Here is a 21,621-nt window from a genome sequence, read left to right as displayed (position 1 = left end):
TGCGGCTGGGCCGGTTCTCGGCAATACCGAAACATTTCGAATGAGTGACCACGGTACTCATGTGACCTTGCATCAGGAAGGTGTCTGATGCCCCATCAATCGGCAATGGGCTCGCTCAGGGGTGGTCGTGACAAGCCGCGCGCTCCGGCGTACGCCCCAAGGGCATTCCGCGCTCCAATTGGCGGCGTTTGGCGGCGCTCGGATGGCTGACCAGTATGCCGCTGTGACTTAGCATCGCCGCCATGACTGGTCCCGAAGTCGAACCGCCCGAAGGATCCGAGGACGCGCTACGAGGCTCCACCGCGAGGGTGGTGGAGCGACTGGGCTGCCAGATCGTGGAAGGCGGCAAGCCCCGCGACCACCACCTCACCGTGGACGCCGTCACCCAGGAGTTCGAGGTCACGCGGCCCATGGCCCGCGAGGCCCTGCAGACGCTGCACCAGAAGGGCCTGGTGAACCTGCAGCCGCGGATCGGGGCCACCGTCCAGCCGCTGGAACGGTGGGACCTGCTGGACCCCGACGTGATCGCGTGGCGGCTGGAGGTGGCCCCCGACAGCCAGATGCGGTCGCTGACCGAGTTGCGGGAGGTGATCGAGCCCCGCGCGGCCCGGCTGGCCGCCCTGAGCCGGTCCGCGGAGATCTGCCACGACCTCACCAGCAACGCCCGCACCCTGCTCGCCCTCAGCGAGGACCCGGACTTCGCGGAGCCGGAGGAGGGCGCGGCGATCCGCCGGCGCTTCAGGGACGTGGACGCGGCCTTCCACCGGACCCTCCTCGCCGGCTCGCGCAACGAGCTGTTCGGGCGCCTCTCCTATCCGGTCGTCATGGCGCTGAACCACCGCATCGACAGGGACTGGGCCGGCGCCCACCAGGAGGCGGTGATCACGCCGACGAGGTCCCTCGTCGGCTCCGGCACCGTCCAGCGGTATCCCACCCGGCCGGAACCGATCGCCATGTGGCTGCACATGGGCCTGGCCTACGCCATCGACCAGGGCCTGGCCACGGCCGCGGAGGCCTTCGCGGAGGCCCTCCTCGCCGAGATCCGCAGCGGACGACTGCACGATCCCGGCGTGCGCGACCGACTCCGGGCGGGCCTGGACCAGTTCAACGCCAACGGCCTGCCCTCCGCTCATCGGGCCGGCTTCCAGGACGCCATGGCCGCCCTGTTCCGCGCCCGGCGCGCCCCCGTCGTCGTCATGGGAGTCAGCGGATGCGGCAAGAGCACGGTGGGCCGGTACCTGGCGGAGTCGCTCAGGGTGCCGTTCGAGGAGGGGGACGACTTCCATCCCCTGAGCAATGTCCGGTCCATGAGGAACCGCGTCCCCCTCGACGACCGCGACCGCAGTCCCTGGCTGACCGCCATCGCGGGCCGTATGCGGGCGGCGGGTGCGGAGGAGGGGCTGGTGATCACCTGCTCCGCGCTCCGGCGCATCTACCGGGAGCTGCTCCGGGTGGCCCGGCCCGACGCGTTCTTCGTGTACCTGAAGATCGACCAGGACGAGGCGACGTCCCGCGTGGAGCGCAGAGAGCCGCACTTCATGCCCGCCGACCTCGTCTCCTCACAGTTCGAGGACCTGGAGCCACTCGACAAGGACGAGGAGGACGGGATGACCGTCGACGCGACCTGGCCGGTCGCGCGCATCGTCGCCGAGGTCCAGACCGAGCTGGCCAAGCGCACCTGGGGTCTTTGACCACCCCGGTCTCATCCCGTCCGAAGCGCCCGAACCGCACCGCCGCCGCGAAGAGGGGGATCCATCATGCAGATCGTGTCCGCCGAGGTGATCGTCACCAGCCCGGGCCGGAACTTCGTCACCCTGCGCATCACCACCGAGGACGGCGTCGTCGGCCTCGGCGACGCCACGCTGAACGGCCGTGAGCTGGCCGTCCATTCCTACCTGGACAGTCATGTCGTGCCTCTGCTCATCGGGAGCGACGCCTCCCGCATCGAGGACACCTGGCAGCACCTCTACCGAGGGGCGTACTGGCGGCGCGGCCCCGTGACCATGGCGGCCATCGCGGCCGTGGACACGGCGCTGTGGGACATCAAGGCCAAGTGCGCGGGGATGCCCCTCTACCAGCTCCTCGGCGGTGCGTCCCGCACCGGCGCCCTCGCCTACGGACACGCCTCCGGCCGCGATGTGCCCGAACTGCTCGACTCCATGCGCGCCCACCTGGAGCAGGGCTACCGCGCGATCCGCGTCCAGACCGGGATCCCGGGCTTCGACTCGGTGTACGGCGTCGCCGCCTCGAGCGCCGGCGGCGGCGACCGCTACGACTACGAGCCCGCGCGCCGCACGAGCGGCGACCGGTCCCGGCCCACCGTGGAGACCTGGGACACGCGCGCGTACCTACGGCATCTGCCCGGCGTCTTCGAGGCCGTCCGGGCGGAGTTCGGCCCGGAACTGCCGTTGCTGCACGACGGCCACCACCGGATGACACCGGTCCAGGCCGCCCGGCTGGGCAAGGCACTGGAACCGTACGACCTGTTCTGGCTGGAGGACGCCACGCCCGCGGAGGACCAGGCGGCCCTGCGCCTGATCCGGCAGCACACGACGACACCGCTGGCGATCGGCGAGGTCTTCAACTCCGTGTACGACTACACCACGTTGCTGAGCGAGCGGCTGATCGACTACGTGCGCTCCGCGGTGACCCACACCGGCGGCGTCACCGCGATGAAGAAACTGCTCGACCTCGCGGCCGTCTACGGCGTCAGGTCCGGGATGCACGGCCCCACCGACATCTCCCCGGTGGGCATGGCCGCCGCCCTCCATCTGGACCTGGCCGTGCACAACTTCGGCATCCAGGAGTACATGCGGCACTCCGAGCGGACCCTGGAGGTCTTCCGTACCTCCTACCGCTTCGAGCAGGGACTGCTGCATCCGTCCGACACCCCGGGCCTGGGCGTCGACCTCGACGTCGAAGCGGCCCGCCACTTCCCCTACCAGCAGGCGTACTTGCCGATCAGCAGGCTGCGCGACGGGACCGTGCACGACTGGTGAGGACGGGAAGGACACCCTCGGTGCCGACCCGGCCGTGCGCCGGGCGTCTCAGCCCGGCGGTGTCGACAGGTGGACCAGGATGCCGCACACCTCGTCCACGATCTCCCGGGCCTCCGTCTCGTCCCCGCAGTCGGCCAGTTCGCGGGCCGCGCCGCCGATGACGGTGGTCAGCACGCTCACCCGGACCCGGCCGGCGCGCTGCCGCTCGTCCACCTTCAGCAGCCGGGCGTTGCGCCGAACCCAGGCGCGGTCCCACTGGCGGCGCAGCGCGTCGAAGCCGGAGGGGCCGTCGTCCTCCGCGAGGAGTGCGCCGAGCCGCCGATTGTCCCAGGCACCCTCCAGATACGCCCTGGCTCCCGCCACGAACAGGGCGATGGGGTCGTCGACACCATGGCCGCGTTCGGCGGCGAGCGTGGCCGCGGTCCGGCGTTCCTGCTCCTCCCGGAACTCCTCCCACAGGGCGAGGTAGAGCCCTCGCTTGCCGCCGTAGTGCTGGAACAGGCTGCCCACCGGGACGCCGGAGACGCCGGAGCGCGCCGCGATCTCGGTGAGACCGGCGTCGGTGTAACCGCGCTCGGTGAACACCTCCAGCGCGGCGTCCAGCAGCGCACGCCGTACCGTTCGGTCCCGTCCCGCGCGCCCCTCCTCCGGCAGATCCATGCCGCCCCGTCCGCCGGGCAGTCGACGTGCCGCCCCGGCCCCGGTGGACTCCACGATGCCGCTCACCCGCAATCCTCACCTTCCCCGGCGCCGTCGCGGATGGCGAGGGCGACCAGCAGTTCCAGGAGGTCGGCGATCCGGCGCGGATTGCGGCCGGTGCGTTCCTCGATCCGACGCAACCGGTAGTGCGCCGTGTTGTGGTGCACCCGCAGCCGGTCGGCGGCCAGCCGCAGATTGAGGTCCGCCTCGGCGAACGCCCGTATGGTGGCGGCCAGCGTGTCGCCCCGTCCGCGGTCCTCCTCCAGCAGCACCCGCACCCGGGGATCGACCAGCTGGCGGGCGAGGTCGTCGGCGCGCAGCGCCAGATAGTCGAACGGGGACAGCCGCGGCAGCGCCGCCACGCCGCCCCCGCTCGGCACCAGGTCGAGAGCGGCCCGCGCCTCCTCGTACGCGCGCGGCAGTTCGGACGCGCCCCGGGCCACCGTGCTGATGCCCATGCAGAGCAGCGTGCCCTTCCGCGCGAGCCGCTCCTGCACGGCCTCGAAGTGGGCGCATATGTCGTCCGCGTCCATGCCGGCCCGGAGCACCGGCACGGCCACCACCTCGCCGTGGCGCACGACGACCAGGGTCCGGCCGGCCCAGGGCCCGGCGACGCTGATCGACGCGCTGACGGCATACCCGTTCTCGGCCGAGGCGTGGTCGCCCGTCCGCGTGTCACCGACGCAGACCGCCACGACCGCCATCATCGGCGAGCGGGGCCCGATGCCGTAGGCCTGTGCCGCGGCGAACAGCGGACCGCGGGACGGCGCCACGCCCGCCAGGAGCTGGTCCAGGAGATCCCGGCGCTCCCGGTCCGCGTCCGCCACCACATGCTGCTGGTACTCGACGTACGCCTGCGCGGCATGGGTGCTGGCGTAGTCGACGTACCGCATCAGCGGGGTGACGAGGGACAGCGCGGCCTGCTGGGCCTCGGCGGACGTGCCCGCGCACTCCAGCATCGCGTCCCACATCACCTGCCGGCCGACCCGGAAGGCACTGATCCAGTCCTCCAGGGCGAACCCCGCGCGCGCCCTGCGCATCGCCGCCGCCCGGCTGAAGACCAGGTCTTCGGGGGAGATCGCGCGGTCGCCGGCCAGCGCCGCCAACTGCATCCGGTAGTGCTCCAGCACCTGCTCGCGCACCTCGTCGAAGAACCGCTCGTCCTGCAGCGCGTACGACGGGATCTCCGCGCGCATCACCGCGACGGCGGTCTCCGCCACCTCCTCGACCCGGTCGTGGACGGCGTGCAGGATCCGCCGCCGCTCCCGCCGGACGGGTTCGGAGAGTGGGGGAGAGCCCAGGACGGGACCGCGAGGCATGGCGCAGATCGTCGCCGCCCACTTCGTGCTCCGTCAACAGGGCCGGGGTGAGACATCTCCCGGCACCTGTGCGCGGCGCACAGTCCGGCGCCCGCGAAGTTGGGTGCTCACACCCAATGTGCGGCCGGAACGCCCCCACCTACTGTGACGCTCTCCCAACCCCCCAGCACGTCGGAAGGGGCGTCACTCATGCTCGCGGTCGACGGTATCACCGTGCGCTTCGGCGGGATCACGGCACTGGACGGTGTCGCGTTCACCGTCGAGCCGGGCACCGCCGTGGGGCTCATCGGGCCGAACGGAGCCGGCAAGACCACCTTGTTCAACTGCCTCACCAGGCGCTGCACCCCCGACGCGGGAGCCGTGCGGTTCGAGGGCGAGGACCTCCTGGCCCTCCCACCGCACGCCGTGGCCGAGCGCGGCATCGCCCGCACCTTCCAGAACCTGGGTCTGTTCCCGCGACTCACGGTCACGGAGAACGTCATGGTCGGCGCCCACAGCCGGGGGCGCACCGGACACCTCGCCGCGGCGCTCCGGCTGCCCCGCGTCCGGCGCGAGGAAAGGGAACTGCGTGACCGGGCGGACGACTTGCTACGACGGCTCGGCCTGGCGGACGTCGCCGGCCACCCCGCCTCCGGGCTGCCGTTCGGCACGCTCAAACGCGTCGAACTCGCGCGGGCGCTCGCCGTACGGCCCCGGCTGCTGCTGCTCGACGAACCCGTCAACGGCCTCAGCCACGGCGAGGTCGGCGAATTCGCGGATCTGGTCCGCTCGGTGCGCCAGGAGTTCGACCTCACGCTCGTCGTGGTCGAACACCACATGGGGTTCGTGATGGGCCTGTGCGACAAGGTGGTCTGCCTCGACTTCGGCCGCAAGATCGCCGAGGGCGCACCGGAGGAGATCCAGCGCGACCCGGCGGTCGTCGAGGCGTACCTGGGGGTGCCCGCATGAGCGAGCCGACCCCTGAACTCACCCTGGCGGAGCCGGACTTCCTGAAGGTCTCCGGGCTGCACGCCGGATACGGCCAGGCCCGCGTGCTGCACGGCCTCGACCTCTCCGTCGCCCGCGGCGAGGTGTGCGCGATCCTCGGACCGAACGGCGCGGGCAAGACCACCACGCTGCGGGCGCTGAGCGGCATGGTCCGCGGCCGCGGGTCGGTCACCCTGAACGGCACCGAGCTGCTCGGCCGCTCACCGGAGCAGGCCGCACGGCTCGGCGTCGCGCACGTCCCCGAGGGCCGGGGCACCTTCAACGACCTGACCGTCGAGGAGAACCTGCGCATCGGCGCCCACCTGCGCACCGGGCTCCGGTGGCGGGGCCGCGCCGAGCGTGCGGCCGTGGCCGCAGACCTGGAACGGATCTACGACTACTTCCCCAAACTGCGCGAACGCTCGCGGCAGGCCGCCGGCAGCCTCAGCGGAGGGGAGCAGCAGATGCTCGCCATCGGCAGGGCGCTGATGCCGCGGCCCGCGCTGCTGCTCCTCGACGAGCCGTCCCTGGGTCTCGCGCCGCTGGTCACCCGCGAGTTGTTCGAGATCGTCCGTGCCGTCAACGAGGAGGAACGCACCACCGTGGTCGTCGTCGAGCAGAACGCCCAGCTCGCGCTGGACATCGCGCACCGGGCGCACGTACTGGAGGCCGGCCGCCTGGTGCTGTCCGGACCGGCCGAGCGGATCCGCGAGGACGGGCAGGTCGCCGAGGTGTACCTCGGTGTCTCCGTCGGCTCCCGCAAGGCCGGGTGAGCGCCGTGACCGATCTTCTCCAGCAAGTGGTGGAAGGACTGGGCTCCGGCGCGGTGTACGCCAGCCTGGCGCTGGCCCTGGTGCTGATCCACCGGTTCACGGGGATCGTCAACTTCGCGCAGGGCGAGCTGGCCATGCTCTCCACGTACGTCGCCTGGCAGCTGGTGGCGTCCGGGATGCCGTTCTGGCTGGCGCTGCCGGTCACCCTCGCGGTGTCCTTCGCCGGCGGCATGCTGGTCGAGCGGATCGTCATCCGCCCCGTGCAAGGCGCGCCCGAGCTGACGGTGGTCATCGTCACGGTCGGCCTGTTCATCTTCGTCAACGCGCTGGCCGGCCTCATCTGGTCGTTCACCGTGAAGGACTTCCCGCAGCCGTTCCCCGACGGCGGGCTCGACCTGGCCGGGGTGCGCGTGGACTGGTCGACGCTCGGGATCATCGGGGTGGTGGCCGTCGTGATGGGCCTGCTGTACCTGCTGTTCCAGCACACCTCCATCGGCCTGGTGATGCGGGCGGTCGCCTGCAACCCCGCCTCCGCCCGGCTGTCGGGCATCCGGGTGGGACGGGTGCTGATGCTCGGCTGGGGGCTGGCCGCGACGGTCGGCGCGGTGTCGGGCGTGCTCGTCGCCCCGGTGCTGTTCCTGGAGCCCAACATGATGGGCGGGGTGCTGATCTACGCGTTCGCCGCGGCCACCCTCGGCGGCTTCGACAGCCCGGTGGGCGCGGTCGTCGGCGGCCTGTTCGTGGGCGTCGCCGAGACGCTGACCGGGGCGTACGTGGACGTGATCGGCGCCGATCTGAAGGTCGGCGTCCCCCTGGTGATCATCCTGGCGGTGCTGCTGGTGCGGCCCCAGGGCCTGTTCGGACGGGCGGCGGTGGAGCGCGCATGAGCACGATCGTCGCCACACTCACCACGGACCGCGCCCGGCGGCTGCGGGCCGCGCTCACCGCACTGCTCGCGGCGGCGCTCGCCGTCGGCGCACCCTTCTACTTCGCCCCCTTCCAGGTCTTCCAGCTGACCATGGTGCTCCTGTACGCCGTGGCGCTGGCCGGGCTGAACCTGCTGGTCGGCTTCGGCGGGCAGATCTCGCTCGGGCACGGCGCGTTCTTCGCGGCGGGCGCCTACACGGCGGCGGTCATGCTCGACCGGTACGACACCGGCCACCTGGCCACGCTGCCGGTCGCGGCCGCCGGATGCTTCCTGCTGGGCCTCGGCTTCGGCGTGCCCGCCCTGCGGCTGCGCGGGCTGTACCTGGCTCTGGTCACCCTCTCGTTCGCGGTGTTCCTGCCGCCCCTGCTCAAGCGGCTCGAACCGGTGACGGGCGGCTCCATGGGCCTGACCGTGGACAAGCTGCGGCCGCCCGCGTGGAGCGGGCTGGCCGAGGACCAGTGGATGTACTTCGTCGTCCTCGCCGTCACCGCGGTGGCCCTGCTGCTCGCCCGCAACCTGCTGCGGTCCCGGGTCGGCCGGGCACTGCTCGCCCTGCGGGACAACGAGAGCGCCGCCGAGGTCATGGGCGTGCGGCTGTCGCTGCACAAGACCCTCGCCTTCGCGTGGAGCGCGATGTTCGCGGGTGTCGCCGGATGTCTGTACACCTGGGTGATCGGCTTCGTCTCGCCCGACTCCTTCAGCTTCGTGCTGTCCATCACCCTGCTGGCCGGCCTGGTGGTCGGGGGCCTCGGCTCGCTGTACGGACCCCTACTGGGCGCGGCGTTCGTGATGTACGTGCCGAGCGTGTCCCAGGACCTCAGCGAGGCGGCGCCGGGAGTGGTGTTCGGGCTCCTGATCATCACGGTGATGTTCGTGGCCCCGACGGGACTGGCCGGCGTGCCCGGCCGCGTCCTGGGCGCCGTCGCCCGTCGCCTGCCCCGCACCGCCGCCACCGCCACCGCCACCACAGCCTCCTTCGACAGGACGCCGGAGGCCGGATCCGCACCCGATCCGGAGGCCCCGCAACCCGTGGGCGCACCGCCCCGCACGGAAAAGGAATGAAGCACATGCGCAAGACGACCGCTCTGCGGGCGGCCGCGGCCGCGACCGCCGCCCTGCTCACCGCGACCGCGTGCAGCAGCCAGCGAGGGAAGGACGCCCAGGACACCGCCGCCGCCGGCGCGTGCAAGGGCCAGCAGACCACCGGCATCACCGACAAGACCATCAAGCTGGGCGGGATCTACCCGCTGTCCGGACCCGCGTCCGCGTACGGCACGATCAGCAAGGGCGTGGCCGCCTACTTCAAGTACGTCAACGACAAGGGCGGCATAGACGGCCGTACCGTGCAGTTCATCGTCCGCGACGACGGGTACCAGCCGCCCAAGGCGGTCGAGGAGGCCCGCAGACTCGTCGAGCAGGAGAAGGTCTTCGCCGTCTTCCAGACGCTGGGCACCCCGTCCACGGCGGCCGTGTGGGACTACCTGAACAAGCAGAAGGTGCCGCAGCCCTTCGTCGCCACGGGCGCCTCCGTCTGGGGTACGGACGACAAGCACCCCTGGACCATCGGCTGGCAGCCCAACTACGTCGCCGAGGCACGGGTGTACGCCAAGTACCTCAAGGACGAGAAGCCGAAGGCCCGGGTCGCGGTCCTCTACCAGAACGACGACTTCGGCAAGGACCTGCTCGGCGGATTCGAGAAGGCCGTCGCCGGCAGCGGCGTCAAGGTGGTCGCCACCGAGAGCTACGAGGTCACCGACCCGTCCGTGTCGGCGCAGATGGCGAGCCTCGCCCGCTCCAGGGCGGACGTGCTGCTGAACGTCACCACCCCCAAGTTCGGCAGCCAGGCCCTCGCCGCCGACGCCAAGAACACCAGGTGGAACCCGCTGCACATCGTGAACAACGTGGCCTCGTCCGCCGCCGTGCTCCAGCCCGTCGGGTTCAAGAACGTCCAGGGCGTGGTCTCGGCGACCTACTTCAAGGACCCCGCCGACCCGCAGTGGGCCGACGACCCCGAGATGAAGACCTACACGAAGGCCCTGCACAAGTACGCCCCCGACGCCGACCCGGCCAACCAGTTCAACGCCTACGGCTGGGCCGTCGCCGCCGGCCTGCACCAGGCGCTGGACGCGATGAAGTGCCCGACCCGTGAAGGGCTGCGGGACGCCGTGCGCAATCTGAAGGACGTGAAGGTGGGCCTGCTGCTGCCCGGTGTCACCATGTCCACGGGCCAGGGCGACGCCTTCCCGCTCGAGACGATGCAGCTGATGCGGTTCAAGGGCGAGCGGTGGCAGCTGTTCGGCAAGCCGGTGGACACCCGCAAGGAGTTCGGCCCGCTGACGAAGTGAGCCGGCGGGGGCGGTCCCGGTCGATGCCCCGATCCCGGGGGACCGCCCCCGCCCCGTCCGTCGCGCCCTCCTCCCTCATCCCCGCCACGCCGTGCCCCGCGGCGGGCGAAGCGGCGGCTCCCACCAGGTTTCAATAGGCTGGCAGGGCATGAGCAGGCCGGCCTGCGGCGGGCCACTCCGAGCGGTGTCCAGCGGTGGAGAAGCGGATGAAGGAGCTCAGCGAAGGTCACGACGACCCGTTCGGCCTGTACTTCGCCGCCCTGGCGGTGCTCGACGACCGGGGAATCGTCGTCGGATGGAGCCGGCGGGCGCGGGAACTGCTCGGCCACGCGGACGCGGCCGTGATCGGTCGTCGGGCCTCCGAGGTCCTCGTCGATCCTCGCGACCTGCCGGCCGTCGGTGAGGCCGCGGCGAAGTGCAGGAGAGCCGGCGGCTGGTTCGGGGTGCTGAACGCGCGGCACCGCGACGGGCGGCTCGTGGAGCTGGGGATCAGGGCCCATGCCCTCTCCCGCGACGACGGGGTCCGTGAGTGGATGCTCTCCGGCGCACCGGCGGTGGACGTCCTGGAGTGGCAGAGGGACCGCGCGGTTCTCGAAGGGTTGTACCGCCGGTGCCCGATCGGCCTGGTCGTCCACGGCCCCGACCTGAAGCTGCTCCGGGTCAACCGGGCCATCGAACGCTTCACCGGCCTCCCGGCGGCGGAGTTCCGGGAGCTGCCCACCGGCTCTTTCCTCGTCCCCGACGACGCACGCAGGGCCGTGGACCGGGTGCGCCGGGTGATGGAGACCGGAAGGCCGCTGGTCTACTCCGAGCAGTTCGTTCGCATGCAGTGGGATCCGGCACGCGAGCGGGTCGCGATGGTCTCCTCCTTCCCGATGAAGGACCCCTCCGGCCGCGTTCTGGGTGTCGCCGAGATGATCGAGGACATCACCGAGCGCCACCGGGCCCAGCGCCGGCTCGCGCTCCTCGACCAGGCGGGCAGCCGTATCGGAACCACCCTCGACGTGGGGGAGACCGCCCGGGAACTCGCCGAGGTGATGGTGCCCCACCTCGCCGACCACGCGACGGTCGACCTGCTGCAGCCGGTGACGCGCGGTGAGGAACCGACGAGGGCCCTGGCAGGGCCCCTGGTCCGGCTGGGGGCGGGCGGCGTCGGCGCCCAGCAGCCCGGCCCGCCGCACCCCCAGGGTGAACCGGTGGAGTTCGGGTCCGACACACCCCAGGCCGAGTGTCTCGCCGAGGGGCGGTCCGTCCTGGAACCGGTGCTGCCGCCCGACTGGTTCTCCACCGAGGGCCACCAGGGGGCCCACGCACCCGACCTGGGCGTCCATTCCCTGATCGTCGTGCCCCTTGCCGCACGTGGCCTGGTGCTGGGCGTGCTGACCCTGTGGCGTTCACGCCGCCCCGACCCCTTCGAGGCGGACGATCTCACCCTCGCCCAGGAACTCGCCTCCCGCGCGGCCGTCGCCATCGACAACGCCCGGCGCTTCACCCAGCAGCAGGAGACCGCGTTCACCCTGCAGAGCAGCCTGCTGCCCCGGGCCGTTCCGGACCAGTCAGCCGTCGAGGTGGCCCTGCGGTACCTGCCGGCCAGCGCGGCCCCGGGCCTGGGCGGCGACTGGTTCGACGTCATTCCCCTGTCCGGGGCCCGGGTCGCCCTCGTCGTCGGCGACGTGGTCGGCCGGGGCATCCACGCCGCCGCGACCATGGGCCGGCTGCGCACCGCCGTCCACACGCTCGCCAGCCTCGACCTGGAACCGGACGAGGTCCTCTCCCGTCTGGACGACCTGGTCAACCTGCTGGCGGTCGAACAGGAGGCAGCGGGTGAACGACCCGTGGGCGAGCAGGTCGTCGGCGCCACCTGCCTGTACGCCGTGTACGACCCGGTCTCCGGGCGCTGCTCCGTGGCCCGTGCCGGTCACCCGCCGCCGGTGGTGACCGCTCCGGACGGCAAGGTCGCTCCGCTCGATCTGCCTGTCGGCCCCCCGCTCGGTCTGGGCGGCCTGCCGTTCGAGGTCCGGGAGATCGAACTGGCCGCAGGAAGCCTGCTGTGCCTGTACACCAACGGAGTCATCGGCGAGCGGCACATCGACGCCGACGCCGGCATGACCAGACTGTGCGCGGCGCTCGCCCGCCCCGCGGACGCGCTGGAACGGACCTGCCAGGCGGTACTCGACTCGCTCGTGCCCTCGCGCCCCAGCGACGACGTCGCCCTGCTGATCGCCCGCACCCGCGTCCTGCCACCCGACGATGTCGCCTCCTGGCAACTCCCGCCGGAGCCTGCCAGCGCGGCCCGGGCCCGGGCACTGACCACGGCCAAGCTGACCGAATGGGGTCTGGAGCACCTGACGTTCACCACCGAGCTGATCGCCAGCGAACTGATCACCAACGTGTACCGGTACGCCAGCGGCCCCGCGACCCTGCGGCTGATCCGTGAACGGTGTCTCGTGTGCGAGGTCAGCGACACCAGCCACACCTCACCGCACCTGCGCCGCGCCCGCACCACCGACGAGGGCGGGCGCGGCCTGTTCCTGGTGGCCCAGCTGGCCGAACGCTGGGGCACCCGGTACAGCCGTGAGGGCAAGACCGTGTGGACCGAACAACCACTGTCCGGCCTGCTCAACTGACCGTCTCGGGCCGGGCGGCCCCTGGGCGGACCACGGTGGCGGCACCGAGGCCGCCCGCGTAGCCCGCCCCGCCGCCGCGGCTATTCGGCCGCGGCGAGCAGCCGGGCCTCGCTCTCCTCGTACAGCCGCCGGTTCTCGCTGCCGACGGCGGGCCGGCGCCGGTGGTCCAGACGGCTGCCGAGCCACCCCGCCAGATAGCCGAACGGGACGGAGACCAGCCCGGTGGACTGCATGGGGAACAGGTGGAAGTCGGCATCGGGGAAGACGGCGGCCGGTGTGCCCGACACGGCCTTGGAGAAGACCATGAGCAGCACCGCGCAGGCCGCGCCGCCGTAGAGCGTGGCCAGCAGGCCGGTGCGGGTGAAGCCCCGCCAGAACAGGGAGTACGTGAGCGCGGGTGCGACCGCCGACGCCCCCACACAGATGGCCACCGTGGTCAGCACGCCGACGTCCCAGTTCTGCACGAGGGTGGAGAGCGCGATGGCGACGACGCCCACGGCCACGCTCGTCCAGGCCGCCACCGTCATCTCCGTATGCGGCTCGGCCCGTCCCCGCCGCACCGCGTGGGCGAACAGGTCGTGGGCGAGCGAGGAGGCCGCGGCCAGGGTCATGCCCGCGACCGACGACAGCAGGGTGATGAACACCATGCCCGCCACGGCCGAGAAGAGAATCGTCGAGCCCACGGAGCCGGGGGCTCCGCCGAGCATCTGCGAGAGCATGAGCACCGACGTCCTGCCGTGCGGGTCGGCCGCGGTGATGTACCGCGACCCCACCAGCGCCGCGGCCCCCGTACCCATGATGATCACGAGCAGGCAGAACGTGGTGACCGTGCTCACCGCCCACGACATGGAGCGCCGCACGGCCGGCACGTCCTGCGCGGAGTACAGACGCATCGTGATGTGCGGAAGACAGGCCACACCGAGGACCACGGTGATCTGGAGACCGGCGAAGTCCAGCCGGTCGACGGCCGAGGTGCCCAGCTGAAGGCCCTGCCGCAGGAAGGCGGGGCCCGCGCCGCTGCCGTGCTCGGCCGCCCTGAGGACGTCGCCGGGGTTCCAGTCGAAGCGGCGCAGTACGAGAGCGGCGACGACGACGCTGGTGGCGAGCAGCAGCACGATCTTGATCATCTGGATGAGCGCGGTGCCTCGCATGCCGCCGAGCGCCGCGTAGATGATCATCAGGCTGCCGACGATGACGATGCACGCCGTCCTGGCGCCCGCCACGTGCGGGATGTCGAGGATGTAGGTGAGCAGCGACCCGGCCCCGGAGAGCTGGACGACCAGGAAGGGCAGGGTCGCCGACAGCGTCACCACGCTGGCCGCGACCCGCACGGCCCGCCCGGGCATGTTGCGGGCCAGGACGTCGCCCATGGTGAACAGGCCGGCGTTGCGCAGGGGTTCGGCCAGCAGGAACATCAGCAGAACCAAGGACAGGGCCGTGCTGACCGCGAGCACGTAGCCGTCGTATCCGGCGAGCGCGATGATGCCCGAGGTGCTCAGCACCGTGGCCGCGGAGATGTAGTCGCCCGCGATCGCCAGGCCGTTCTTGAACGGCGTGAGCGAGCGGTAGCCGGTGTAGAAGTTCGTCAGGTCGTCGCGGTCAGGTCCCGCCATCACGCACATCAGCAGCGTGACGGTGACCAGCGTGGTGAACAGGATCAGGACGATGGTCTGCGTCCCGGAGCCGAAGGCGTTCATCGCGCCACCCCCGGGTACGGGGCGGCGGGGGCCGTGCGCTCCCTGACGGTGCGGGCCAGCGGATCCACCGAACGTTGTGCGCTGCGTCCGTACCAGAAGACCGCCGCGAAGGTGACGACGAGCTGGAGGACCCCCAGGGCCATACCGAGGCTCAGCTCGCCGGCGATCTTGGCCCCCATCAGGGCGGGCGCGTAGCAGGACAGCACGACGTACACCACGAAGGAGCCGAGCGCGGCGAGCGTGGAGATCCGGCGGAGCAGGCGGTAGGCCGAGCGCAGGGCGGCCAGGTCGGCACTGCGCCGTTGCGTCTCCTGCGCGTACTGCTCGTCCCAAGCGGCTTGCCTGTACGACTGGTACGAAGGGGTGCCCTGTCCGTACGAGGCGTACCGCGAGGCGTCGTGTCCGTACGACGCGTACCGAGGGGCGTCGTGTCCGTACCTCCGGGGCTCGGTGGGGGGCGGCCACCCCGTTTCTGATGGCGGGTACCGGTTCTCGTCGGCGAATGTCATCGCATGGCCTTCTCTGCGGCTCGGGTCCTGGGAGGTGCACGGGGGAGTGGCTGTGGCGGCGCACGATACCGACTGGTTGGGATGGCCATAAGGCGACTGTGGGTCACGTTTCGGGGTCGGTACGGCCCTCGGTGACATACGGTGTGTGGCGAACGTCACGCACTCCCGCATACCTACTGGTCGGTACCCTCGGCGGAGCCGTGAACGACAGGAGGCGCGATGTCCGCGACCAACCGCCAGATCCGTCTGGCAGCCCGCCCCGTGGGCGAGGTCAAACCCGATGACTGGGAGCACTGTTCAGGACTCGTCGACGAGCCGGGCCCGGGCCGGTTCGCGGGCCGGACGCGCGCCATCTCCCTGGATCCGGCGATGCGGGGCTGGCTCGACGACCGCCCCTCCTACCTGCCACCGGTGGGCATCGGCGAGGTGATGCGCGCCGGATCCGTCATCGAGGTCACCGCGTCCAACCACCCCGACTTCCAGCCGGGCGATCACGTGGTCGGCACCTTCGGTGTCCAGGAGTACGTCGTCTCCGACGGCAGGGGCGCCATGAAGATCGACACCTCGCTGGCCCCGCCCTCGACCTATCTCGGCGCGCTGGGCATGCCCGGCATGACCGCCTACTTCGGCCTGCTGGACGTCGGGGCGCTGAAGGACGGCGAGACCGTCGTGGTGTCGGGGGCCGCCGGCGCGGTCGGCACCATCGCCGGCCAGATCGCGAAGGCCAAGGGCTGCCGGGTCGTGGGCATCGCCGGCGGGCCGGAGAAGTGCGCCATGCTCACCGAAGAACTGGGATTCGACGCGGCGATCGACTACCGCGCGGAGGACGTCAGGCAGGCGCTGCGCCGGGAGGCCCCCGACGGCATCGACGTCTACTTCGACAACGTCGGCGGGGACATCCTCGACGCGGCCCTGACGCGGCTGGCGATGCACGCGCGTGTCGTGGTCTGCGGTGCGATCAGCCAGTACAACAACTCCACACCGGTCAAGGGCCCGTCCAACTACCTCTCGCTGCTGGTGCGCCGCGCCCGCATGGAGGGCTTCGTCGTCTTCGACTACGCCAAGCGCTACGCGCAGGCCGCGCAGGACATCTCCGCCTGGATCGGCGCCGGCCGCATCAAGGTCAAGGAACATGTGGTGAGGGGGAGCGTGGACGACTTCCCCGAGACGTTGCAGATGCTCTTCCGCGGGGAGAACGTCGGCAAGCTCGTCCTGGAGCTGGCATGAGCGCCGCGAAGAGCGCCACCGCAGTCCGGCCCGGACCGACGGACAGCGCCGCACTCCAGGGCAAGGTGGCCATCGTCACCGGAGGCGCCAGCGGACTGGGCCGGGCCACGGCACTGACGCTGGCGAAGGCGGGGGCACGCGTGGTCGTCGCGGACCTCGACGCGCGGGGCGGCCGCGAGGTGGCCGACCTGGTCGGCGGCCACTTCCGCGCCTGTGACGTCTCCGACCCCGACGCCAACCGCGCGCTGGTGGAGTTCACCCAGGAGCAGTACGGCGGAGTCGACATCGCGTTGCTCAACGCCGGGGTGGCGACCGGCTGCGGCCTCGGTGCGGACTTCGACCTGGGGCGCTACCGTCGCGCCATGGGAGCCAACCTCGACGGTGTGGTCTTCGGCACCCATGCGGTGCTGCCGGCGCTGCGGGCCCGCGGGGGAGGGGCGATCGTGGCGACCGCGTCCCTGGCGGGCCTGGCGCCCGTACCGCTCGATCCCCTGTACGCGGCCAACAAGCACGCGGTCGTGGGACTCGCCCGCTCCCTGGGGCCGGCTCTCGCGCCGGAGAACGTGCGCTTCAACGCCGTCTGCCCCGGGTTCGCCGAGTCCCGGATCATCGATCCGCTGCGCGGCATGCTCGCCGAGCAGAGCATGCCGATCATCCCGGCTCAGGTCGTGGCGGACACGGTGCTGCGGATCGTCACCGGAGACGGCACCGGCGAGTGCTGGTTCATCCAGCCCGGCCGCGACCCGGAGCCGTTCCGCTTCCGGAACGTCCCCGGTCCGGGCGAGCCGGCCGGGAACGATCCGGCCGAACCCGCGGCATCTCCGAAAGGCCTGTCTCGATGAACACGCCCGACCACACCCCCCACGCCCCCGCTCGCACCCCGGTCGATCACCGCACGGCGGTCGCGGCGGAGACCACCCGGTTCGTCGCGGCGGTCAAGGACGCCGACCTGGCCACAGCGGTGCCCAGCTGTCCCGGCTGGACCCTGACCGACCTGGTCAGGCACACGGGCAGCGTCCAGCGCTGGTTCTCGGTCCTGTTGCGGGCGCGCATCCAGGAACCCCCGCGCACCCGTGACGTGGACCTTCAACTCCCCGACCAGGAAGGCGGATACGCCGACTGGCTGGCCGAGAGCGCGACCGTGGCCGCGGACGCCTTCGCGGCCACCGACCCCGACCTGCCGATGTGGGCCTGGGGCGCCGACCAGCACGCCCGGTTCTGGGCACGCCGGATGCTCTTCGAGACCCTGCTGCACCGCGTCGACGCCGAACTCGCGCTCGGACTCCGGCCCACGATCGACCGCCCGCTCGCGGTCGACGGCATCGACGAGTTCCTCGTCAATCTGCCCTACGCCACCTTCTTCGCCCCCAAGGTGGCCGACCTGCGCGGCCCCGACCGGACCATCCGCTTCCGCGCGACCGACGGTGGCGAGGCCTGGGTCGTCCGCCTGCGGCCCGACGGCTTCGGGCTCGACACGGCCCACCCGGCCACGGCCCCCGCCGACGCCACGGTCCAGGGAACCGCGGCCGACCTGCTCCTGCTCGTCTACGGCCGACTGACCTACGAGTCGGAGGCTCTTGCCCACGAGGGGGACGAGCACCTGCTGGCCCACTGGTTCGCCAACTCCGCGTTCTGAGAAGGCGCACTCGGCTGCCGGCCGCGCGTACGGCGCCTACTCCACGCCGTCTTGTGCGCGTTCGCGGAGACAACGCCCTGGCCGGGCGGGGTCGTTGACCGACCCCGCCCGGCCGTCACCCTGTCGGTGATGTCAGCGCAGTCCGAAGGCCCGGGTGATCGTCTGGGAGACGGTGTTCCCGGCGTCGTCCCGGGCGGTGACCCGGAGGGTGGCGAAGTCCGCCGATGCCGGCGCGCTCAGGCCGGTCCGCCATCCGTCGCCGGCGCGGCTCAGGTCGCTCCTGAGCCAGGTTTTGCCGTCGTCGTAGGAGACCTCCAGGGCAGGCTTCCCGATGGCGGCGGTGGTGCCGGGCAGGTGGGAGGCGGTCACCGTCAGCTCGGCACGCCGATCGGCCCGGCCGGCCGCGTCGGTGTCCACACCGTAGTCGAGCTGGATCAGCGGAAGGGACTCGGTCGACTCGGTCCCGGTGGCCGCGGAGGTGAAGTCCCACTCGGTCAGGGTGTGTGTCGAGTACGGGTCGGCCCAGGTTCCCCGGTCGTTGTCCAGCACCAGCCGGTAGGGCAGCCGTCCCGGGGCGAGCGCGGGCACCTGCAGCCACTCGGCGTTGCCCCAGTCGAGCTGCTGGTCGCCCTGGTAGAGCGCCATCCAGTCCTTGACGTCGAAGTTGGCGCGCGCCTCGCCCACGTGTCCGGCCCCGGAGTCACCCCAGCCGGGCGCGGTGATGTACATGGTGTCGAGGTAGCGCACCGGCTGGTAGCCCATCGGACCCATCCGGGGTCGTTGGATCGGCCCGAACCAGCTGACCTCGCCGGTCCTCCGCGCCGGGTAGCGCAGGACGCCGATGGAGTGCTGTCCGGTCTCGCCCTGGATGAAGGCGTCGTCCAGCCAGGTGGCGCCGGAGGTGACCCAGTCGGTCCGTTCACCCTGGGCGGGCGCGGTGAGCTGGTTGCCGACGGCCCAGCCATGCCAGACGTCGGGACGGAACTCCATCGCCTTGCCGGGCCGGTAGTTGCGGAACGAGACCTCCACCTTGCCGAGATCCTCGGGCTCCTCCCGCCAGGTCGGGTCCGCCGGGACGGCGCCGGACCAGTGGTGCACCACGTCGTAGAGGTAGTCGGTGGTGGGGTGGGAGGTGACCGTCAGCTTGACCGTTCCGTGTTCGAGCGCGCCGATCAGACCGGCGCCCTGGTCGGCGTCGAGGGTCGCCACGGTCAGCGGGGCAGGGCTCTCGGGACTCCACGGAGTCTCGTCCCAGGGCCGCAGCCGGCCGAGGCCCTCATTGACGACGAGGAGCACCTGGGCGCCCGCGGCCGCGGCGGCCTCCGCCTGCGCCCTGATCCCCGCCGTGTTGCTGCCCCGGACCACCACGGCCTTGCCGTGCACGTCCTGGCGGGCCAGGTCCGTCGCCGTGCCCTCGCCGGCGTAGACCGCCGTGAGCGTCCGGGTGCCGGCCGGCAGTGGCTCGGCCGCGCGCTTGACCAGCGGGTCGGCGAAACGCGTCGACGTCGTACGCAGGGTCAGCGCCGGCTGTTCGAGGCGGAATCGGGCACCGAACTCGAACTCGCCGGCGGTGACCTTCTTGCCGGTCGGCAGCGCCCAGATGCTGTCATAGGACTCGTTGGGCAGCATGGAGGACTCGACCAGGCTGTCGGTGAACGAACGGTGGACGTCCAGGCGCGGTGCGACAGCGGTGGTCTGCTTCGGTACGCGGGCCAGGATCCGCCGGGTCTTGCGGCCGTCCAGGATGACCGTGCGGTCCTGGTCCAACTGCACGTCGTTGAAGGCGAGCAGTGCCATGCCCCGTGAGTGCGGCCCGCCTGCCCCCTGCACGTCGGCGGTGAGCCATCCGCTGTAGTCGCCGACCGGCAGCCGCACCGTGCCGGTGCCGGACTCGTCGAGGTCGATGACGGTGAAGAGGTGCTCGGCGGTGAGGATGACCCTGCCGGACAGCGGCCGGCCCGACCGGTCCTTCGCGACGACGGTCAGGTTCTGCCGCTGACCCTCTCTGGCGCCGCCGATCAGGGTCCGGGCCCGGACCGCACCGGCGCTGTCCGTACCGGTGACCATGGCGCTGACGGGCTGGTCGGCCGGCAGACGGTCCAGGTGCGCGGTCAGGCCGACCGAGGTCGTGCCGTGCGCGGGAACGGTGATCCGGTCGTCGGAGAGGGTGAACAGCCCCGCCGGGACGGTGCCGTCGACGGCCAGCCCGAGGCTGACCGGGGCGTCACCGACGTTGGTGTACGTCACCTTCTGGACGTCGGTCTCCGCGGGCTTCGGGGGCCAGGTGTGGAAGCCGGAGTAGGCGCTCGCGGTGGCGAAGACCGTGGCGTGCACCGCCGCGGACGCGTCGAGCCGGCCGGCGCCCGCCTGGTACGGCGTGTACGACGGCGTCGCCTTGACGCTGCTGACCAGCGCTTCCTTCAGCTGTGAGCCGGTCCAGTCGGGGTGCTCGGAGGCCAGCAGCGCGGCTGCGCCGGCGACGTGCGGCGTGGCCATCGACGTGCCGCTCATCGTGGTGTAGTAGCCGGAACCCCGCCTGTAGTGCGAGCGGGCCGCGACGATGTCGACGCCGGGTGCGGTGAGTTCGGGCTTCAGCCCGGCGTCGCCGTCCCGCGGGCCCTGGCTGGAGAAGTCGGCCAGCTGGTCCTTGGCATCGACGGCACCGACGGTCAGCGCGGCGTCCGCGGCGCCGGGGCTGCTGATGGCGCGCCGGCCGCCGTTGCCGGCCGCGACGACGAACAGCGCGCCGGTGTCGTGGCTGAGCCGGTCGACGGTCTGGCTCATGGGGTCGGTGGCGTCGCCGCCGCCGCCCAGGCTCATGCTGACGATCCTGGCGTGCTGGTCCCGGGCGGCCCACTCCATGCCCGCGATGATCCAGGACTCCTGGCCCCTGCCGTCGGAGTCCAGCACCTTGCCGACGGCCAGCCGGGCGCCGGGGGCGACGCCCTGCTCCTTGCCGTCGGAGGCGCTGCCGGTCCCCGCGACGGTCGAGGCCACGTGGGTGCCGTGGCCGTTGTAGTCGGCGACGTCCTCGTCGTAGGGGACGAAGCTGGCGCTGGAGTCGATCTGCCCGGTCAGGTCCGGGTGTTCGGCGTCCACGCCGCTGTCGAGCACCGCGACCTTGACGCCCTTGCCGGTGTTCCCCTCCGCCCAGACCTGCTGCGCGCCGATCTGGGCGGTCGAGTCGGCCAGGTCGGCCGTCACCTTCGCGTCGAGCCAGATCTTGGCGATGCCGCCCGTGAAGGCCGGCGTCGCCGAGCGGGCCGCGGCGCCGGACGCGCGGGTGAGCGCGGACCAGAACGCCGGCGCCTGCGCGCGGTTCTCCGCGAGGGCGGCACCCTGGATGCTGTCCAGCCGGCGGACGACGTTGGTGCCGGCCACCTTCGGCTGGGTCCGGAACCTGGCGGCGGCGTCGGTGTAGCGCACGATGAGCGGCAGCCGGGAGGTCTGTGCGTCGTCGTAGCCGTCGGCGATCAGCCGGGTCACGTTGAACAACTGCTTGTCGAGCTTGCCGGCGCTGACGTAGGGCAGGGCGGCGTCGGGATACACGTACGTCGCACCGTCGATGACGGCGCGGTGGAAGCCCGCGGTGGCGCCGTTCGCCGCCTGGAAGGACCGGACGACGGTGCCGTCGGCGGTGGTACCGATGGTGACCTTGTCACCGGTGATCAGCGTGACGGCGTGTACGGCGCCACCGGGCGTGCGCTGTGCCGTCCGGGCGGGCGCGGACGTGGCCGGGTCTGCGGACGCGGTGGCCGTCGCCGGTATGGCCCCGAGGCACAGGGCGGCGACCATGCCGAGGGCCGACAACCCTGGTCTGAGAGCGGGTATTTCGGGCAAGGGGGACCCCTAAAGGCAGGGAAGTACGGAAGGTGGTTTGGATCATGGAGCCACCC

The 21,621-nt window shown here is 71.8% G+C and carries 16 protein-coding genes; 11 read left to right on the top strand and 5 right to left on the bottom strand.

Features of this window, described 5'->3' with window-relative positions; genetic code table 11:
- The first annotated feature begins 242 nt into the window (after positions 1-242).
- Positions 243-1,691 (top strand): gluconokinase, GntK/IdnK-type, encoded by a 1,449-nt coding sequence (locus ABZ865_RS23945; RefSeq protein WP_361233804.1) that lies wholly within the window; start codon positions 243-245, stop codon positions 1,689-1,691.
- Between the two features lie 66 nt (positions 1,692-1,757).
- A complete protein-coding gene (gene manD, locus ABZ865_RS23940; protein ID WP_361233801.1) occupies positions 1,758-2,999 on the top strand; it encodes a D-mannonate dehydratase ManD in 1,242 nt (413 codons plus the stop codon).
- Positions 3,000-3,047: 48 nt separating this feature from the next.
- Here the strand turns inward: manD and ABZ865_RS23935 are convergent, their stop codons facing one another.
- Entirely contained in the window at positions 3,048-3,725 is a 678-nt protein-coding gene (locus ABZ865_RS23935; RefSeq protein WP_361233798.1) for a TetR/AcrR family transcriptional regulator, read from the bottom strand.
- Complete coding sequence (locus ABZ865_RS23930) at positions 3,722-5,017, bottom strand: helix-turn-helix domain-containing protein (protein ID WP_361233795.1); 1,296 nt, start codon at positions 5,015-5,017, stop codon at positions 3,722-3,724. The genes ABZ865_RS23935 and ABZ865_RS23930 overlap by 4 nt, the downstream gene beginning before the upstream one ends.
- 189 nt (positions 5,018-5,206) lie before the next feature.
- On the opposite strand from ABZ865_RS23930, the gene ABZ865_RS23925 reads away from it, so the two are divergent.
- The 6 genes from ABZ865_RS23925 to ABZ865_RS23900 all read left to right on the top strand — a co-directional run bounded on the left by ABZ865_RS23925 (position 5,207) and on the right by ABZ865_RS23900 (position 12,656).
- Complete coding sequence (locus ABZ865_RS23925; protein WP_361233792.1) at positions 5,207-5,965, top strand: ABC transporter ATP-binding protein; 759 nt, start codon at positions 5,207-5,209, stop codon at positions 5,963-5,965.
- Positions 5,962-6,756, top strand: coding sequence for an ABC transporter ATP-binding protein (locus ABZ865_RS23920; protein WP_361233789.1), 795 nt, complete (start codon positions 5,962-5,964; stop codon positions 6,754-6,756). Before ABZ865_RS23925 ends, ABZ865_RS23920 begins: the two co-directional genes overlap by 4 nt.
- A gap of 5 nt (positions 6,757-6,761) precedes the next feature.
- Positions 6,762-7,643: a branched-chain amino acid ABC transporter permease gene (locus ABZ865_RS23915; RefSeq protein ID WP_361233787.1), complete on the top strand. Its 882-nt coding sequence runs from the start codon at positions 6,762-6,764 to the stop codon at positions 7,641-7,643.
- Positions 7,640-8,746, top strand: coding sequence for a branched-chain amino acid ABC transporter permease (locus ABZ865_RS23910; protein ID WP_361233784.1), 1,107 nt, complete (start codon positions 7,640-7,642; stop codon positions 8,744-8,746). The genes ABZ865_RS23915 and ABZ865_RS23910 overlap by 4 nt, the downstream gene beginning before the upstream one ends.
- Positions 8,747-8,751: 5 nt before the next feature.
- Complete coding sequence (locus ABZ865_RS23905) at positions 8,752-10,029, top strand: ABC transporter substrate-binding protein (protein WP_361233781.1); 1,278 nt, start codon at positions 8,752-8,754, stop codon at positions 10,027-10,029.
- A 206-nt stretch (positions 10,030-10,235) separates the two neighbouring features.
- Complete coding sequence (locus ABZ865_RS23900) at positions 10,236-12,656, top strand: SpoIIE family protein phosphatase (protein WP_361233778.1); 2,421 nt, start codon at positions 10,236-10,238, stop codon at positions 12,654-12,656.
- A gap of 80 nt (positions 12,657-12,736) precedes the next feature.
- Here the strand turns inward: ABZ865_RS23900 and ABZ865_RS23895 are convergent, their stop codons facing one another.
- Together ABZ865_RS23895 and ABZ865_RS23890 are read right to left on the bottom strand one after the other, a co-directional pair.
- Positions 12,737-14,353 carry a cation acetate symporter gene (locus tag ABZ865_RS23895; RefSeq protein ID WP_361233775.1) on the bottom strand — a complete coding sequence of 539 codons (1,617 nt, stop codon included), beginning with the start codon at positions 14,351-14,353 and terminating at the stop codon, positions 12,737-12,739.
- A complete protein-coding gene (locus ABZ865_RS23890) occupies positions 14,350-14,862 on the bottom strand; it encodes a DUF485 domain-containing protein (RefSeq protein WP_361233772.1) in 513 nt (170 codons plus the stop codon). Before ABZ865_RS23890 ends, ABZ865_RS23895 begins: the two co-directional genes overlap by 4 nt.
- Positions 14,863-15,081: 219 nt before the next feature.
- On the opposite strand from ABZ865_RS23890, the gene ABZ865_RS23885 reads away from it, so the two are divergent.
- From ABZ865_RS23885 to ABZ865_RS23875, 3 genes are read left to right on the top strand one after another with little or no spacing between them, the layout of a single operon-like run.
- Positions 15,082-16,089, top strand: coding sequence for an NADP-dependent oxidoreductase (locus tag ABZ865_RS23885; RefSeq protein ID WP_361233769.1), 1,008 nt, complete (start codon positions 15,082-15,084; stop codon positions 16,087-16,089).
- A complete protein-coding gene (locus ABZ865_RS23880; protein ID WP_361233766.1) occupies positions 16,086-16,931 on the top strand; it encodes an SDR family NAD(P)-dependent oxidoreductase in 846 nt (281 codons plus the stop codon). Before ABZ865_RS23885 ends, ABZ865_RS23880 begins: the two co-directional genes overlap by 4 nt.
- Positions 16,928-17,725, top strand: coding sequence for a maleylpyruvate isomerase family mycothiol-dependent enzyme (locus ABZ865_RS23875; protein ID WP_361233763.1), 798 nt, complete (start codon positions 16,928-16,930; stop codon positions 17,723-17,725). The genes ABZ865_RS23880 and ABZ865_RS23875 overlap by 4 nt, the downstream gene beginning before the upstream one ends.
- A 132-nt stretch (positions 17,726-17,857) precedes the next feature.
- Here the strand turns inward: ABZ865_RS23875 and ABZ865_RS23870 are convergent, their stop codons facing one another.
- Positions 17,858-21,565, bottom strand: coding sequence for a S8 family serine peptidase (locus ABZ865_RS23870; protein ID WP_361233761.1), 3,708 nt, complete (start codon positions 21,563-21,565; stop codon positions 17,858-17,860).
- Between the last annotated feature and the right edge of the window lie 56 nt (positions 21,566-21,621).

It is taken from the genome of Streptomyces sp. NPDC047085 (genome assembly GCF_040643735.1).
Lineage (GTDB): Bacteria > Actinomycetota > Actinomycetes > Streptomycetales > Streptomycetaceae > Streptomyces.
This window is presented reverse-complemented; position numbering and strand designations above follow the sequence as displayed.

Bases quoted from the DNA above. Each gene is read 5' to 3' on its own strand.
- ABZ865_RS23945 (WP_361233804.1), top strand. From the start codon at position 243: ATGACTGGTCCCGAAGTCGAACCGCCCGAAGGATCCGAGGACGCGCTA.
- manD (WP_361233801.1), top strand. From the start codon at position 1,758: ATGCAGATCGTGTCCGCCGAGGTGATCGTCACCAGCCCGGGCCGGAAC.
- ABZ865_RS23930 (WP_361233795.1), bottom strand. From the start codon at position 5,017: ATGCCTCGCGGTCCCGTCCTGGGCTCTCCCCCACTCTCCGAACCCGTC.
- ABZ865_RS23925 (WP_361233792.1), top strand. From the start codon at position 5,207: ATGCTCGCGGTCGACGGTATCACCGTGCGCTTCGGCGGGATCACGGCA.
- ABZ865_RS23920 (WP_361233789.1), top strand. From the start codon at position 5,962: ATGAGCGAGCCGACCCCTGAACTCACCCTGGCGGAGCCGGACTTCCTG.
- ABZ865_RS23910 (WP_361233784.1), top strand. From the start codon at position 7,640: ATGAGCACGATCGTCGCCACACTCACCACGGACCGCGCCCGGCGGCTG.
- ABZ865_RS23905 (WP_361233781.1), top strand. From the start codon at position 8,752: ATGCGCAAGACGACCGCTCTGCGGGCGGCCGCGGCCGCGACCGCCGCC.
- ABZ865_RS23900 (WP_361233778.1), top strand. From the start codon at position 10,236: ATGAAGGAGCTCAGCGAAGGTCACGACGACCCGTTCGGCCTGTACTTC.
- ABZ865_RS23895 (WP_361233775.1), bottom strand. From the start codon at position 14,353: ATGAACGCCTTCGGCTCCGGGACGCAGACCATCGTCCTGATCCTGTTC.
- ABZ865_RS23890 (WP_361233772.1), bottom strand. From the start codon at position 14,862: ATGACATTCGCCGACGAGAACCGGTACCCGCCATCAGAAACGGGGTGG.
- ABZ865_RS23885 (WP_361233769.1), top strand. From the start codon at position 15,082: ATGTCCGCGACCAACCGCCAGATCCGTCTGGCAGCCCGCCCCGTGGGC.
- ABZ865_RS23880 (WP_361233766.1), top strand. From the start codon at position 16,086: ATGAGCGCCGCGAAGAGCGCCACCGCAGTCCGGCCCGGACCGACGGAC.
- ABZ865_RS23875 (WP_361233763.1), top strand. From the start codon at position 16,928: ATGAACACGCCCGACCACACCCCCCACGCCCCCGCTCGCACCCCGGTC.